General features: G+C 71.1%; 12 protein-coding genes. 5 read left to right on the top strand and 7 right to left on the bottom strand.

Going from position 1 to position 13,904, the window contains the following annotated elements; all coding sequences use genetic code 11:
- Positions 1-52 precede the first annotated feature (52 nt).
- The 3 genes from rpiA to BLS97_RS10890 form a co-directional block, all read right to left on the bottom strand.
- Entirely contained in the window at positions 53-733 is a 681-nt protein-coding gene (gene rpiA, locus BLS97_RS10900; protein WP_157695354.1) for a ribose 5-phosphate isomerase A, read from the bottom strand.
- 86 nt (positions 734-819) lie between these two features.
- On the bottom strand, positions 820-1,623 hold the full coding sequence (locus tag BLS97_RS10895; RefSeq protein WP_090475990.1) for a spermidine synthase: 804 nt from the start codon (positions 1,621-1,623) through the stop codon (positions 820-822).
- Between the two features lie 128 nt (positions 1,624-1,751).
- Positions 1,752-2,207, bottom strand: a complete 456-nt coding sequence (locus BLS97_RS10890; RefSeq protein WP_090475989.1) for an NUDIX domain-containing protein — start codon at positions 2,205-2,207, stop codon at positions 1,752-1,754.
- A gap of 96 nt (positions 2,208-2,303) precedes the next feature.
- Between BLS97_RS10890 and BLS97_RS10885 the strand changes: the two genes are divergently transcribed.
- Together BLS97_RS10885 and BLS97_RS10880 are read left to right on the top strand one after the other, a co-directional pair.
- The gene (locus tag BLS97_RS10885; protein ID WP_090475988.1) at positions 2,304-4,292 is read left to right on the top strand and encodes an aldo/keto reductase; all 1,989 of its coding nucleotides are present in this window, start codon (positions 2,304-2,306) and stop codon (positions 4,290-4,292) included.
- A gap of 3 nt (positions 4,293-4,295) precedes the next feature.
- On the top strand, positions 4,296-5,309 hold the full coding sequence (locus BLS97_RS10880) for a LacI family DNA-binding transcriptional regulator (RefSeq protein ID WP_197676521.1): 1,014 nt from the start codon (positions 4,296-4,298) through the stop codon (positions 5,307-5,309).
- A 7-nt stretch (positions 5,310-5,316) separates the two neighbouring features.
- Here the strand turns inward: BLS97_RS10880 and BLS97_RS10875 are convergent, their stop codons facing one another.
- The gene (locus BLS97_RS10875; protein ID WP_090481919.1) at positions 5,317-6,186 is read right to left on the bottom strand and encodes a LysR family transcriptional regulator; all 870 of its coding nucleotides are present in this window, start codon (positions 6,184-6,186) and stop codon (positions 5,317-5,319) included.
- 69 nt (positions 6,187-6,255) lie between these two features.
- On the opposite strand from BLS97_RS10875, the gene BLS97_RS10870 reads away from it, so the two are divergent.
- Positions 6,256-7,314 carry an EamA family transporter gene (locus tag BLS97_RS10870; RefSeq protein WP_197676520.1) on the top strand — a complete coding sequence of 353 codons (1,059 nt, stop codon included), beginning with the start codon at positions 6,256-6,258 and terminating at the stop codon, positions 7,312-7,314.
- 266 nt (positions 7,315-7,580) lie between these two features.
- On the top strand, positions 7,581-8,375 hold the full coding sequence (locus BLS97_RS10860) for a putative protein N(5)-glutamine methyltransferase (RefSeq protein WP_090475986.1): 795 nt from the start codon (positions 7,581-7,583) through the stop codon (positions 8,373-8,375).
- A 17-nt stretch (positions 8,376-8,392) separates the two neighbouring features.
- On the opposite strand, the gene BLS97_RS10855 is transcribed toward BLS97_RS10860, so the two are convergent.
- Entirely contained in the window at positions 8,393-9,289 is an 897-nt protein-coding gene (locus tag BLS97_RS10855) for a phospholipid scramblase-related protein (RefSeq protein ID WP_090475985.1), read from the bottom strand.
- A 69-nt stretch (positions 9,290-9,358) separates the two neighbouring features.
- On the opposite strand from BLS97_RS10855, the gene BLS97_RS10850 reads away from it, so the two are divergent.
- Positions 9,359-11,257 (top strand): S9 family peptidase, encoded by a 1,899-nt coding sequence (locus BLS97_RS10850; protein ID WP_090475984.1) that lies wholly within the window; start codon positions 9,359-9,361, stop codon positions 11,255-11,257.
- Positions 11,258-11,495: 238 nt separating this feature from the next.
- Here the strand turns inward: BLS97_RS10850 and BLS97_RS10845 are convergent, their stop codons facing one another.
- Together BLS97_RS10845 and BLS97_RS10840 are read right to left on the bottom strand one after the other, a co-directional pair.
- A complete protein-coding gene (locus tag BLS97_RS10845) occupies positions 11,496-13,232 on the bottom strand; it encodes an AMP-binding protein (RefSeq protein WP_090475983.1) in 1,737 nt (578 codons plus the stop codon).
- 62 nt (positions 13,233-13,294) lie between these two features.
- Positions 13,295-13,855 carry an NADPH-dependent FMN reductase gene (locus tag BLS97_RS10840; protein WP_090475982.1) on the bottom strand — a complete coding sequence of 187 codons (561 nt, stop codon included), beginning with the start codon at positions 13,853-13,855 and terminating at the stop codon, positions 13,295-13,297.
- Between the last annotated feature and the right edge of the window lie 49 nt (positions 13,856-13,904).

The raw sequence follows: 13,904 nt of genomic DNA, 5'->3' as shown, positions 1-13,904 counted from the left end.
GCAGCCGGGGCGGTCCCGGTCGTAGGTGGCGGACGGTGTTCCGGCCCCGGGGTCAGCGGAGCGTGCGGTGCACCACGCCCGACCCGGTGGCCAGGATGATGTCGGTGCTCAACTCGGGCGGGAAGATGCCGTGTTCGACCAGCCCGGCGGTGTCACGGAGGAACCGCGCCGTGACGGCCGGATCGTCGATCGCCCCGAAGAAGTCGGCGATGACGCCCCCGTCCGGGCTCGGCGGCACGTCACGCAACCGGGTCGAACCCAGCCGGCGCAGGGTGGAATCCAGCCCGAAGGCCAGGAGCTCGACCGGGATCGGCGCCCGGAGGACGTCCACCGCCTTCGACGAGTCGGCGATCACGACGAACCGGTCCGACGTCGCGGCGACGATCTTCTCGCGGGTGTGCGCCGCCCCGCCGCCCTTGACCAGCCACCCGTCCGGTGTCACCTGATCGGCTCCGTCGATGGCGATGTCGAATCGCACGATGCTGCCGAAGGGTCCGACGGCCAGGCCGAGCGCGGCCGCGGCCGCCTCGGTCTGCGGCGAGGTCGACACGCACCGGATGTCGAGCTGTCGCCGGGCCAGGGCGGGCAGCAGGTAGGCCACCGTCGAACCGGTGCCGAGGCCGACCAGCATGCCGTCCTCGACCAGCAGCGCCGCCGCCTCGGCGACACGCCGCTTCTCACCCTCCTGGCTGTCGTCCGGCGTGGCGGCGGGTGTTGCTGGACTGGATGTCACGGCTCTCCTCGTGGTCGATCTTCCGGTGCTCATCATGCCGATGCCGGACTGCGCCGGCGCCACCGGCCCGGGTCGGCTCGCCACGCTCAGTCGCCGCCGACCCGCCAGGTCGCGTCCGGCGGGATCGGTGAACGCATCGGAGACGCGTCGGTGAGCGGCTCCACGTCACCGACGAAGTCGCCCAGCGCCGGTCCGGACAGCGCGAGCGACGGACCCAGCGGTCCGTCCTCGGCGAGCACCAGTTCGATCGGCAGGTGCCCGGCCCGGCCCGCGACGATCACCAGATTGCCGACATCGCCCGTGGTCTGGCCGCTCACCACGATCTCGGCGAACTGCGTGGCCACGGCGGCCACGATCCGCCGCAGGTACATCGACTGCGCGGCCGCGGTGGTATTGATCAGGAGCAGGCCGGTCGAGCGCAGGACGCGGGCCACGTCGGCGAAGAACTCCGCGGTGCTCAGCTCGGCCGGGACCCGCCCGCCGCTGAAGGCGTCGATCACCACCACGTCGGCCGAGTCGGCCGGATGCGCGCCGAGCCCGCGGCGACCGTCGGCCGGCCGGAACTCGATCCCGGAATCGGGCGGCACCGGAAGCCTGGACTGCACCACCCGGAGCAATTCGGGGTGCGGCTCGAACACCACTTGTGCACTACCCGGCCGGACCTGGGCCAGCCACCGCGGCAGGGTCGCTCCCCCGCCGCCGATGTGGATCGCCTCCAGTGGCCCTTCCGGCATGGCGACGACGGCCTCGGCCAGGGCCTGGACGTAGGGGAACTCCAGGTAGGAGGGATCGTCCAGGGCGACGTAGGACTGCCGGACGCGGTCCAGCAGCAACAACCACCCGCCCGGACGGTCGTCGTCGGCCAACAGTTCGACCTGGCCGTCATTCACGCTGCCAACTGTAGGTCCGCCCGCCGAGTGGACCCCCACCGCGGCCAACGATCGGCGCGACGTCGCCGAACGGTCCGGCCGATGTCAGGGTCTGGCCCGACTCCGAGCAGCACACCGTCGACGCGGCCCTACGGCCGGGGCAGCACCGCGTCGACCAGTTCGGCGACCCGCGGCCAGGTGTGGGCAAACCCGTTGTGCAGGGGCAGTTCGGTGACCCGGGACGACGCGACCCATGCGGTGCCGGAGGATTCGTGGTTGTTGCGCGGCACGAACGGGACCACCAGCGGCGCGATGACGGTGGTGTACGACCACCCGCCGTGATCGTCGACGAACTCGGCTCCGGGCCGGACGTCGGAGGCGCGCAGGCCGATCTCCTCGGCCGACTCGCGCAGCGCGGCCTGGGCCGCGGACTCCGCCCGATCGCGCGCACCGCCCGGGATGCTCCACGTTCCGCCGTTGTGGACATGGGTCGACCGCAACTGCAGCAGCACGTCCGAGCCGCGGACGATGAGCAGCCCGGCCGCCCCGAACCGCCCCCAGTGGCGGTGCCCGAGGGCGCACACCGTCCATCCGTCGCCGCTCATGCGGCCGACTGTATCGCCATTGACAGAGCACCACCGCGGTCATAGCCTGGCCCGGCCGTGAACGTTCACGGCCATAACCCTCGCGGAGAGACGCTCATGGAATCCACCTGCGGCTGGGCCGTCCTCGGCCCCGGCGCCATCGCCCGTCGTTTCGTCTCGCAGCTCCCGTCCAGCCGCACCGGCCGGTTGGTCGCGGTCGGCAGTTCGGACCCGAGCCGGGCGCGCGCGCTGGCCGACGAGGTCGGTGGCGACGTCCGCGCCGGCACCTACGACGAGGTCCTGGCCGACCCGGCGGTCGATGCGGTCTACATCGCCACCGTGCACACCAGCCACGCCCGTCTGGCCCTGGCCGCCATCGCCGCGGGCAAGCACGTCCTGGTCGAGAAGCCGCTGGCGCCGAACCTCGGGAGCGTGATGGCGGTGGTCGACGCCGCCCGCGCGGCCGGGGTGACGGTGGTCGAGGCCTACATGTACCGCTTCCACCCCCAGACCGAGCTGTTGCTCCGCCTGGTCCGGGAGGGCGCCATCGGGGCGGTTCAGCACGTCGACGCCAGCTTCTCCTTCGCGGTCCCCGCCCAGACCGGCCGGCTGTTCGACCCGGCCCTGGCCGGCGGCGGCATCCTGGACGTCGGCGGCTACCCGGTGTCGATGGCTCGGGCCGTCGCCGGCGCGGCCATCGGCGCCGCCTTCGCCGAGCCGCTCGACCTGCGGGCCTCGGGCCGCATCGGATCCACCGGCGTTGACGAGTGGGCGCTGGCCCATCTCACCTTTGCCGACGGGATGACGGCGTCGCTGCGGACCGGGGTCCGGTTGGCCGACCCGCAGAGCGTGACCGTCTACGGCTCCAACGGCTACATCGCGTTGAACGACCCGTGGACGATCGGCGGCAACACCACGTTGACGCTGCGGGTGGCCGGAGCCGAACCGCAGGTCCACACCTTCGCGTCGGACTCGGCCGAGCACCGGCCCTACGCCCTGGAGGCGGACGGCCTGGCCGCCGCGGTCGCCGGCAGCGGCGAAGCGGGCCTGATGTCGCTGGACGACTCTCTCGGCAACGCCAGGGTTCTCGACCGGTGGCGGGCCGCGATCGGCCTGAGGTACCCGTTCGAGACCGACACCTCGAACATTCCGACCGTCTCCGGCCGGCCGCTCGCGGTCGACCGGTCGGCACCGATGCGCTACGGCGCCATTCCCGGTCTCACCAAGCCGGTGTCCCGGCTGGTCATGGGCTGCGACAACCAGCCCGACCTGGCCCAGGCGTCGTCCATCTTCGACGCGTTCTTCAGCTCCGGCGGCAACACCTTCGACACCGCCTGGCTGTACGGGAAGGGCTACTACGAGAAGCTCTTCGGGCAGTGGATGGCCAACCGCGGCATCCGGGACGACGTCGTCGTCATCGTGAAGGGGGCCCACACCCCGCACTGCGACCCGGAATCCCTGTCCCGCCAACTGCTGGAATCCCTGGACCGCCAGCAGCACGACCGCGCCGACATCTACATGATGCACCGGGACAATCCCGAGATCCCGGTGGGGGAATTCGTCGACGTGATGAACGAGCACGTCGACGCCGGGCGGATCACGGTGTTCGGCGGTTCGAACTGGACGCCGGAGCGGGTCGATGCCGCAGATGCCTATGCCGCGGCCAACGGCAAACGCGGATTCTCGGTCCTGAGCAACCACTTCGGGCTGGCCGAGGCCTACGACGTGCCCTGGGCCGGGTGCGTGCAGATGACCGACCCGACCGCGAAGGCCTGGCTCGAACGCAAGCAGATCCCGCTGCTGCCCTGGTCCTCGCAGGCCCGTGGGTTCTTCGCCCGGGCCGATGCGAACGATCACAGCGACGCCGAACTCGTCCGCTGCTACTACAGTGACGGCAATTTCGAGCGCAAGCGGCGAGCCGAGAAACTGGGCGCCGACCTCGGAGTCCCGGCGACCGCGGTGGCGCTGGCCTTCGTGCTGTCCCAGACCTTCCCGACGTTCCCGCTGTTCGGCCCCCGGAGCACGGCCGAGATGCGGTCGTCGATGGCCGGACTGTCGGTCGACCTGGACGCGGCCCAGCTCGCCTGGCTCGATCTTCGGGACTAGCCGGTGCCGGAGGAGGGGCACGCCGGCCCGGCCGCGTCGTCCGGCCGCCCGGCCACCATCAACGATGTGGCCGCGGCGGCCGGGGTCTCCCGGCAGACCGTCACCCGGGCGGTCAACAACATGCCCGGCATCAACGCCGCGACTCGCGAGCGCGTGCTGGCCGCCGCGCGGGACCTGCACTACCGGCCGTCGCGGTTCGGCCGGGGACTGGTGAAGCCGCAGGCCCGCACCCTGGGGCTGCTGATCGACGACCTGGCCAACCCCTACTACGCCGAACTCGCGTCGGCCGTCCTCGGTCTGGCCGCCGACGCCGGCTGGAACGTCGTCCTGGCCGAGCGGGCGCATGCCGCGGCCGACGAATTCCTGGTGGAGGCGTTCGCCGACCAGGTCGACGCGTTGGTGAGCTTCATCAGCACCGGCCTACCCGGCCGGAGCGACGGGCTGCCGGACCAGCCGATCGTCGAGATCGACCCGTGGAACCCGGTCACCGGGCACGGCCGGGTGGACCTGGACATGGAACCGGCGGTCCGGGAGGCGGTCCGGCACCTGCGAGATCGCGGGGTCAGGGCCCCGGTGGTGCTGGACCGGGTCGGGCCCAGCGCCCGGGCCAAGCTGTTCCTCCGCGAGTTCGGGGCCGCCGGCCTGACGCCCACGCTCATCGCCGGCGCCGCCACCGATCTCGACGGTGGCGCCCGTCAGGCCGGGTTGGTGCTGCGGCACCACCCGGAGGCGGACGCCGTGGTCGCGTTCAACGACGTCATGGGGTTCGGGGTGCTCCGCGCGCTGGCCCTGGCCGGGATCGACGTGCCCGGGCGCATCCGGGTGGTCGGCGTGGACGGACTCCGCATCGGCCGCTTCGTGACTCCCCGGCTGACCACCCTGGCCCTTGACCTGTCGGCCGTCGCATCGGCCGCCCTGGAGATCGTCCTGGCCATGCACGCCGGAACCGCGCCGGCGTCGGGTCCGGCCACCCACCGCCGCGTCGCCTATGCCCTGGACATCGGCGAGTCCAGCTGAACCGGGCCTATGGCTGCCGGTAGAGCTCGGTCAGGATGTCGACGATCTGCGGCGTGGCCGGGTGCGGGTCGTCCCGCCACCAGGCCACGTACACCGGCACCGGCGGGCCGTCCCGCACCGGCCGGTAGGTGACCCCGGGCCGGGGGTACTGCGCCACCGTCGCCTCGGTCGTCATGCCGACCGCCCGGCCCGCCCCGATCAGGCCCAACCAGTCGTCAACGTCGACGATGTCGATCACCTCGGCCGGGCGGGCCGCGCCCGGCCACAGGTCGAGCGTCGTCGTCCCGGTGCGCCGGTCGATACCCAGGGTGCGTCCGGCGTAGTCGGCCAGGACGACGCTGCGACGGCGCGCCCACGGGTCGTCGCTGGCCACGGCGCAGTACCGCCGCTCGAGGCCGACGATCGTCCCGTCGAACCGCCGGGGGTCCGGCGTGCTGCGCATGATCGCCGCGTCGCAGCTGCCTTCGGCCAGACCACCGGTGACGGAGTTGTGGCGGACCAGGACCAGCTCGGTCTGCTCACGCCGGCTCGGCCATTGGCGCTGCAGCGGCACGGTGTGACGGCCGACGGCAGACCACGCGTAGCCCAGCCGCAGCCGGTCGTGGCCGGTGGTGACGTCGGTGACCAGTCCGTCGAGATCGGCCAACAGCCGCCGGGCGTGCACCAGCACCCGGGTGCCGGTGGCGGTCGGCGCGACCACCCGCGTGGTGCGCCGGAGCAGCCGGACGCCGAGGGCGGACTCCAGGGCGGCCAGCGTCCGGGAGACGGCGGCCTGGGACACGCCGAGCTCGATCGCCGCGTCGGTCAGGGTTCCGGCATCGACAATGGCGACCAGACATCGCAGATGCCGGATCTCGACCATCCGTGCCGGATTCATGAGCAGATCGTATGACGCGTGCGATTCATGCATTTCATGAATAGCCGGCGCCGGAGAAGACTTTCCGGCATGAGCGACCGACCGACGTCACCGGAGGCTCGGCGCACCGGCCTGGCCATCCTGCTCGGAAGCGCCCTGTCGTCCCAGATCGGCGCGGCCGCCGGTTCGCTGGCCTTTCCGACGATCGGCGCGGTCGGGGTCGTCACCGTGCGGCAGTTCGTCTCCGCCATCACCCTGCTGTCCATCGCCCGACCGCCACTCCGCACGTTCACCCGCCGGCAGTGGATGCCGACCATCGCCCTCGGGCTGGTCTTCGGGCTGATGAACCTGAGCCTGTACGTGGCGATCAGCCGGATCGGTCTCGGGCTCGCGGTCACCCTGGAGTTCCTCGGGCCGCTGGGGGTCGCGCTGGCCGGTTCCCGCCGGAGGTCGACCTTCGGCTGCGCGGCGCTGGCGGTCGTCGGTGTGGTGCTGCTGACCGATCCGCGGCCGACCACCGACTACCTGGGCGTCGGGTTCGGCGTGTCGGCCGCGCTGTGCTGGGCGGCCTACATCCTGCTCAACCGCGAGATCGGACGGCGGCTGCCCGGAATCCAGGGATCGGCCGCGGCCGCCGGACTGTCCGCGTTGCTGTTCATCCCGGTCGGCATCGTGACGTTCGTCCTGCACCCGCCGACCATGGCCGCCCTCGGTCTCGCCCTCTGCGCGGGCCTGCTGTCCTCCGTGGTCCCGCAGGTGGCCGACCTGATCACGCTCCGCCGCCTGCCGGCCCACCTGTTCGGCATCCTGATGAGTGCCCACCCGGTGTTCGCGGCGACCGTCGGCACGGTGGCCCTGCACCAGCGCCTGGCCTGGCCCCAGTGGGCCGGCATCGCCGCCATCGTGGCGTCCAACACCTGGTCGGTGCTGGGCCACCAGCGGCGTTCGAGGTCAGACGCGGACGAGCGATCCGTCGTGGGTGATCTCGTGGGCATCGGGGTCGTCGAACCAGACGCCGCCCACGCCGAGGTAGCGGAACCGGATCTCCTGGCCCCGGGGCACGGCCACGCTGACGCTGCGGGTCCCGTTGCTGCGCCGCACCAGCCGGTGGGCGCCCGGACGCCAGTCATTGAACGACCCGACCACTGACACCGCGCCGTCGTGCACATCATCGGGCAGCACGAACTGGACCTTCGCGGCCTTGGTGTCCGGGTGGGAAATGCGGATCGTCATCGGTGTCTCCAACGGGGCTGATCGAGCAGGGACGAGTCCGAAACTAGAACCGGAACCGGTGCGGCGCGCCGCGCCGCGCCGCCCTGGGACGAGCTGTGACCAACCGGAAACACAACGTCGCCGGCCGGTCACACGAGCGGCGGCGCTGCGTCCGCCGACCGGCCCGGGTAGCGTCGTCGCCGATGAACGTGACCCCGGCGACGGAAGCCGCCATTGTCGGCCGGCTGCGCCGCGCCGGGTGCGTCTTCGCCGAGGACGAGGCCACCCTGCTGATCGCCGAGGCCACCGACGAGGACCATCTCGACGCGATGGTCGGTCTGCGTTCGGCCGGGCAGCCGCTGGAGCACATCGTCGGCTGGGTCGACTTCTGCGGGCTCCGGGTCGTGGTCGAGCCCGGTGTCTTCGTGCCCCGGCAGCGCACGGAGTTCCTGGTCCGCCGGGCGATGGAGCTGATCGGGGACCGCACACCACCGCCGGTCGTGGTCGACCTGTGCTGTGGGTGCGGAGCCCTGGGCGCGGCGCTGGCCCATCGGCGCGCGGTCGAGCTGTATGCGGCCGACGTCGACCCGGCCGCGGTCCGCAGCGCCCGTCTCAACGTGGAGCGGATCGGTGGCCAGGTGTTCCTGGGCGACCTGTTCGACGCCCTCCCGGATCGCCTTCGGGGCCGGGTCGACCTGCTGATGGTCAACGCCCCGTACGTGCCGACCGGCTCGATCGAGTTGATGCCGCCCGAGGCCCGTCTGCACGAGCCGTCGGTCGCGCTGGACGGCGGGCCCGACGGCCTGGACATCCACCGCCGGGTCATCGCCGCGGCCGGCGACTGGCTGGCGCCGGGTGGGCATCTGCTGATCGAGACCAGCCAGGAGCAGGCCCCGACGGCGGCCGCCCTGATGGCGCGGGCCGCCCTGACCGCGCAGATCGCGACGTCGGACGAGTTGTACGCGACGATCGTCATCGGGACCAGGCCGGCCGGCTGATCCCGGACCGGCGCGGACTAGTTGAAGCCGCGGGAATCCTGCTTCAACGCGGTGTCCACGGTCAGCGCCGACGCGACGACCAGAGAGAGTAGCGGGTCGGTGAGCGGTCGGTGGATCTGCACCATGTACTTGTCGGCCGAGGTGAACATGGTGGTCAGCAGGCCTTCCCAGGTCTTGGTGATGCGGGCGACCTCGGCCCCAGTGTGGTCCTGGATGGAGAAGTTCCAGGCGCGCCAGTTCTCGGCGTTGAGCGAACCGATCTCCTGACCGCTGCATTCCAGGCCGAACCGGATCTTGCCGAACACGTTCCGCTGGATCAGCCGGCCGATCTCGGTGCCGTCGCCCCGTTGCACGATCAACGTCGACTTGAACACCTTGGCCGGCCGGGTCAGCTGCATCAGGATCTGGCCGTTCATGTCCCGCACCTCGAGCCGGTGGGTCATGAACTGGTCGAGGTCGGTGAGGAACCGGAGGGCCTTCTTCGCCCCGCTCTGCCCGACCTCGGTGACCATGCCGATCTGGCCACCGTCCTGCGCGAAGACCGCGTACTCGTTGGTCAGTTCGACCAGCTTGCGCTTCTGGCTGACGAAGATGATCTGCTCCGTCATCGGCGATCGGTAACCCGACGCCACCGGCCCGCCGACCTGCATGTGGCCGCCGAAACTCTGGTCCCCGTAGGTGTGTCCGGGCGACGCGGCGGCGGTGGGGGGATATCCGCCCGGCTGGTACTGGCTCGCCGGCGCCTGGTACTGCGGTGGCTGGGACTGCGGCTGCTGGGACTGGGCCGGAGGCGGCTGGTACTGCGGCTCGGACGGCTGGGTGTGTTCGCTCCAGGCGCCCCCGTCCCACCAGCGCAGGGTGCCCTGGGCACCGGAGGGATCGGGATACCAACCGGCGGGGATCGATGCAGTCATAGGCCCCAGTTTCGCATCCGGATCCCTCTGGTGGCGCGGAAACCCGCGAACAGCAGGCAGGATGTCCCCATGCCCAGCAATGTCGACGGTCCCCAGGCGGCCCACCCGCATCCCAATGCCGCTGTCCCCGATCGGTTGTTCGCCGACGACGCGATGGAACTCACCTGGCGCCAGCGGTTCTCGGCCACCCGCATGTCCCTGGCCGATCCGGCCCGCGACGTCCCGGAGCGCGCGGTCTACGTGTCCAACGCCAACGGTCGCTACGAGCTGTACTGCTGGGACATCGCCACCGGAACCCACACCATGGCCACCGAGCGTTCCGACGGCACCTCCCACGGCACCCTGTCGGCCGACGGATCGACTTTGTACTGGTTCGACGACACGGCGGGCGACGAGTTCGGTCAGTGGCAGCGGCAGCCGTTCGGCAGTGGACCCGGATCGGCGTCACTGGTCCTGCCGACGGTGGATCCGGGCTACTCGGCCGGGCTGGAGGTCGGCCAGCAGGTGATCGTGGCCGGTTTCTCCGACGACGACGGCACTCGCATCCACCTCAGCCTGCGCGGCGGCGAACCGGCCGTGGTCTACCGGCACGCGGGTGACGCGGGCGTCGACACCCTGTCCCGGGACGAGAGCATCTGGGTGCTGGCCCACTCCGAGCACGGCGACTCGCGCTACCCGGCGCTGCGCGCGCTGGCCGTGACCGACGGATCGGTGCTGGCCGAGCTGGACGACACCCCGGGAAAGGGCTTGTCCGCCATCACCTTCTCCCCGGTCGCCGGAGACCAGCGGGTACTGGTCGGGCACGAGCGGCGCGGCCGGGACGAGCTGCTGCTGTGGGACGTGAGCACCGGCGCGACGACCGAACTGGCGATCGACCTACCGGGCGACATCACCGGCGACTTCTACCCGGACGCGCAGTCCCTGCTGATCGTCCACACCAGGGCCGGCCGCACCACGATGCACCGCTACCACCTGGCCTCCGGCACGCTGACCGACCTCCCGGCGTCGCCGGGGGTCGTCTCCGGCGCCCTGGTCCGGCCGGACGGTGCCGTCTGGTACCGCTGGTCGAGCGCCGAGCAGCCCGGACAGCTGCGGACGCTGGAGCCGGGAGCGGCCGCCGATGCGACGTTGCTGCTGCCGCCGGGCGGGATCGCGCCGACCTCGCAGCCGGTGACCGACCTGTGGGTCGACGGGCCGGGCGGTCCGATCCATTCATTGATCGCCCGCCCGGCCGGGTGGGGCGCGCCGGCTGACGAGGAACACTCGAACCGCCCCCTGCCCACGGTCTTCTTCCTGCACGGCGGCCCGGCCTCGGCCGACGAGGATTCCTACGACGCCACCCGGGCGGCCTGGCTGGACGCCGGATTCGTCGTGGTGAACGTGAACTACCGGGGATCCACCGGGTACGGATCGGCCTGGCGGGACGCGATCTCGCAGCGGGTCGGTCACACCGAACTGGCCGATGTCGCCGCCGTCCACGACCACCTGGTGGTCACCGGCGTGGTCGATCCCAACCGCTGCGTCCTGGCCGGATACTCCTGGGGCGGCTTCCTGACGTTGCTGGGTCTGGGTATCCAGCCGTCCCGCTGGAGCGCCGGGATCGGCGGCGTGCCGGTCGCCGACTACCTGCAGGCGTACGAGGACGAGATGGAACCGCTCCGGGCGTACGACCGGGCCCTGTTCGGCGGTTCGCCGGACGAGGTCCCGCTGGCCTACGTCGATTCGTCGCCGCTGACCTACGTCGACCAGGTGGTGGCGCCGGTGCTGATCCTGGCCGGCGAGAACGATCCCCGGTGCCCGATCCGCCAGATCGACACGTACCTGGATGCGCTGGCCGCGCACGGCACGCCGTACGCGCAGTACCGGTACGACGCCGGCCACGGTTCGATGGTGGTGCAGGAACGCATCCGTCAGGTGGCCTGCGAGATCGCCTTTGCCCGAACCACTCTCGGCCTTCCGGGGGCCTGATCCGAGCAGCGAGTCGGACCAGCTGAGGGTTCCGTTGGCGGCTGTACGGCGACGGGTCGTCGGCGGCTGGACGGCGTCGATTGATCGGCGTCGGGTCGTCGGCGGTAGTACGGCGCCGGGTCGTCGGCGGTAGTACGGCGTCGGGTCGTCGGCGGTAGTACGGCGCCGGGTCGTCGGCGGTAGTACGGCGTCGGGTCGTCGGCGGCTGTAGGGCGTCGGCTCGGCCAACCCAGGCGGCTCAGGATCGGAGCTCGGGGAAGTCCTCCAGACGGAACTCGGCCCCGGGCGCGGCCGCGCCAACGGCGTGGATCAGGTCTTCGCGGCCCCGCAGTTCGACCCGACGGATCTTGCCCGAGATGGTTTTCGGCAACTCGGCGAACTCCAGACGCCGGATCCGCTTGTGCGGCGAGAGGTGCTCCAGCGAGTACCGGAAGATCGCCGCGGCGGTTTCCCGGTCCGGCGGGAACCCGTCGGTGAGCACCACGTACGCCTTCGGCACGGCCAGCCGCAGCGGATCCGGAGAGGGCACGACCGCCGCCTCGGCCACCGACTCATGTTCCAGCAGAACGGATTCCAACTCGAACGGGGAAATCCGGTAGTCCGAGGCCTTGAACACGTCATCGGCCCGGCCGACGTAGGTGACGTACCCGTCGGAGTCCACCGACCCGACATCGCCGGTGTGGTAGTAACCGTCGGCCATGACCTCGGCGGTCCGGTCGTCGTCGCCGTGGTAGCCGGCCATCAGGGAGACCGGCCGCCGGGACAGATCGAGGCAGATCTCACCCTCCCCCACGGCCGAGCCGTCCACCGGCGTGACCGCTCCGGTGACAGTGTCGACCAGGGCCACCGTGAACCCGGGCATCGGTCGGCCCATCGACCCCTCCTTCACCGGCTGGCCCGGCGAATTGCCGATGGCCAGGGTGGTCTCGGTCTGGCCGAACCCGTCTCGGATGGTGACGCCCCAGGCCTGCCGGACCTGATCGATCACCTCGGGGTTCAACGGCTCGCCGGCCCCCACCACCTCACGGGGCGGCGTGGTCAGGGCCGACAGGTCGGCCTGGATCAGCATCCGCCACACGGTGGGCGGTGCGCAGAACGTGGTCACCTCGTGCTCGGCCATCACCCGCATCAGTTCGGCCGCGTTGAACCGGCCGTAGTTGTACAGGAACACCGTGGCCCCGGCGATCCAGGGGGCGAACACGTTGGACCACGCGTGTTTGGCCCAGCCCGGCGAGGAGATGTTCAGATGCACGTCGCCGGGCTGCAGGCCGATCCAGTACATGGTGCTCAGGTGACCGATCGGGTACGAGGTGTGCGAGTGGGCGACCAGTTTCGGCAGGGCGGTGGTGCCGGAGGTGAAGTAGAGCAACAGGATGTCGTCGGCTCGGGTCACGCCATCCGGGGTGAAAACCGTTGCCGCACTGATGCTGTCGGTGTAAGGAATCCAGCCGTCGACCGGTTGCCCCACGGCGATCCGGACGAAGTCGCCGTCCACCCCCACGAACTTCGGGGTGTCGACGTCGCGGGCGATGACGAATGACGCGCGTCCCCGCTCCACCCGATCACGCAGGTCGGACGTGGCCAGCAGGGTCGAGGCCGGGATGAGGACGGCGCCGAGTTTGATGGCGCCCAGGATGACCTCCCACAACTCGACCTGGTTGCCGAGCATCAGGATCACCCGCATCCCGCGCCGCACACCCAGTTCGTGCAGCCAGGCCGCCATCTGATCGGACCGGGCCGAGAGTTGGGCGTACGTCCAGGAGCCCGAGCGTCCGTCTTCCTCGACGATCTTGAGCGCTGGCCGGTCCGGATGCTCGGCGGCGATGACGTCGAACCAGTCGAGGCCGAAATTGAAGTGTTCAGGGCGGGGCCACCGGAAATCGCGGACGGCGACGTCGAAGTCGGTCCGGTTCCGGAGCAGGAACTCTCTCGCCGCTCGGACCATCTCGGTCCCGACGGTCGGTTCTGACGTCATTGTCGATGTTCCTCTCGCCCGGAGCAGCATTTGCCGCCCATCCTCATCGTCGCAAATCCGGATCAGCCGGCGACGATGACCCCGTGGAATTGCATCATCTGCGCGGCCAGGAGTTCGGTCGAGGCAGCCACCGCCGGGTCGTCGGGCACGTCATCCGGGCCGAAGGTCGTCACCGCACTGTTCACCGTGAGGCCGAGCGGGGTCGGCCAGCCGCGCAGGGCGTGGATGACCTGTCGCAGCGTTCCCAACGTGCTGACGGCCGCCTGCCACCCGCGGGCCACTGCGATCGGCGCGACCGCACGGCCGTCCAGGTACGGACGATCGTCGGTCCGGAGCTCCTCGAGATAGTCCAACGCGTTCTTCACCAACCCGGACACCGTGCCGTGATACCCCGGCGAGGAGATCACTACGGCGTCGGCCGACCGGACGGCCTCGATGTACGCCCGCGCGGTGTCCGGGAGCGGAGCCGACGGATGGTACGGCGGGAAGTCCAGCGCCCGCCCGGTGAAGGACGTGGTCGTCGCCCCCCTGGCCCGGGCCGCGGCCAGCACGGCGCGCAGCGCCCGCTCGGACTGCGAATCCGGGTCGATCGATCCGCCGATGCCCACGATCTGTTTACTCACTCCTCGATCCTGCCCTGCCCGACGGCCGGCCGTGGTGGGCGGGTCCCTC

Origin of the sequence: Nakamurella panacisegetis (assembly GCF_900104535.1) — a bacterium.
GTDB classification, from domain to species: Bacteria; Actinomycetota; Actinomycetes; order Mycobacteriales; family Nakamurellaceae; genus Nakamurella; species Nakamurella panacisegetis.
The sequence above is the reverse complement of the archived record's forward strand: the minus strand, read 5'-3'. Positions and strand labels throughout refer to the sequence as shown.

What these genes read in the sequence shown, in the direction of transcription:
- BLS97_RS10875 (WP_090481919.1), bottom strand. Translation starts at nt 6,186, where the DNA reads ATGAATCCGGCACGGATGGTCGAGATCCGGCATCTGCGATGTCTGGTC.
- BLS97_RS10890 (WP_090475989.1), bottom strand. Translation starts at nt 2,207, where the DNA reads ATGAGCGGCGACGGATGGACGGTGTGCGCCCTCGGGCACCGCCACTGG.
- BLS97_RS10885 (WP_090475988.1), top strand. Translation starts at nt 2,304, where the DNA reads ATGGAATCCACCTGCGGCTGGGCCGTCCTCGGCCCCGGCGCCATCGCC.
- BLS97_RS10855 (WP_090475985.1), bottom strand. Translation starts at nt 9,289, where the DNA reads ATGACTGCATCGATCCCCGCCGGTTGGTATCCCGATCCCTCCGGTGCC.
- BLS97_RS10860 (WP_090475986.1), top strand. Translation starts at nt 7,581, where the DNA reads ATGAACGTGACCCCGGCGACGGAAGCCGCCATTGTCGGCCGGCTGCGC.
- BLS97_RS10870 (WP_197676520.1), top strand. Translation starts at nt 6,256, where the DNA reads ATGAGCGACCGACCGACGTCACCGGAGGCTCGGCGCACCGGCCTGGCC.
- BLS97_RS10850 (WP_090475984.1), top strand. Translation starts at nt 9,359, where the DNA reads ATGCCCAGCAATGTCGACGGTCCCCAGGCGGCCCACCCGCATCCCAAT.
- BLS97_RS10845 (WP_090475983.1), bottom strand. Translation starts at nt 13,232, where the DNA reads ATGACGTCAGAACCGACCGTCGGGACCGAGATGGTCCGAGCGGCGAGA.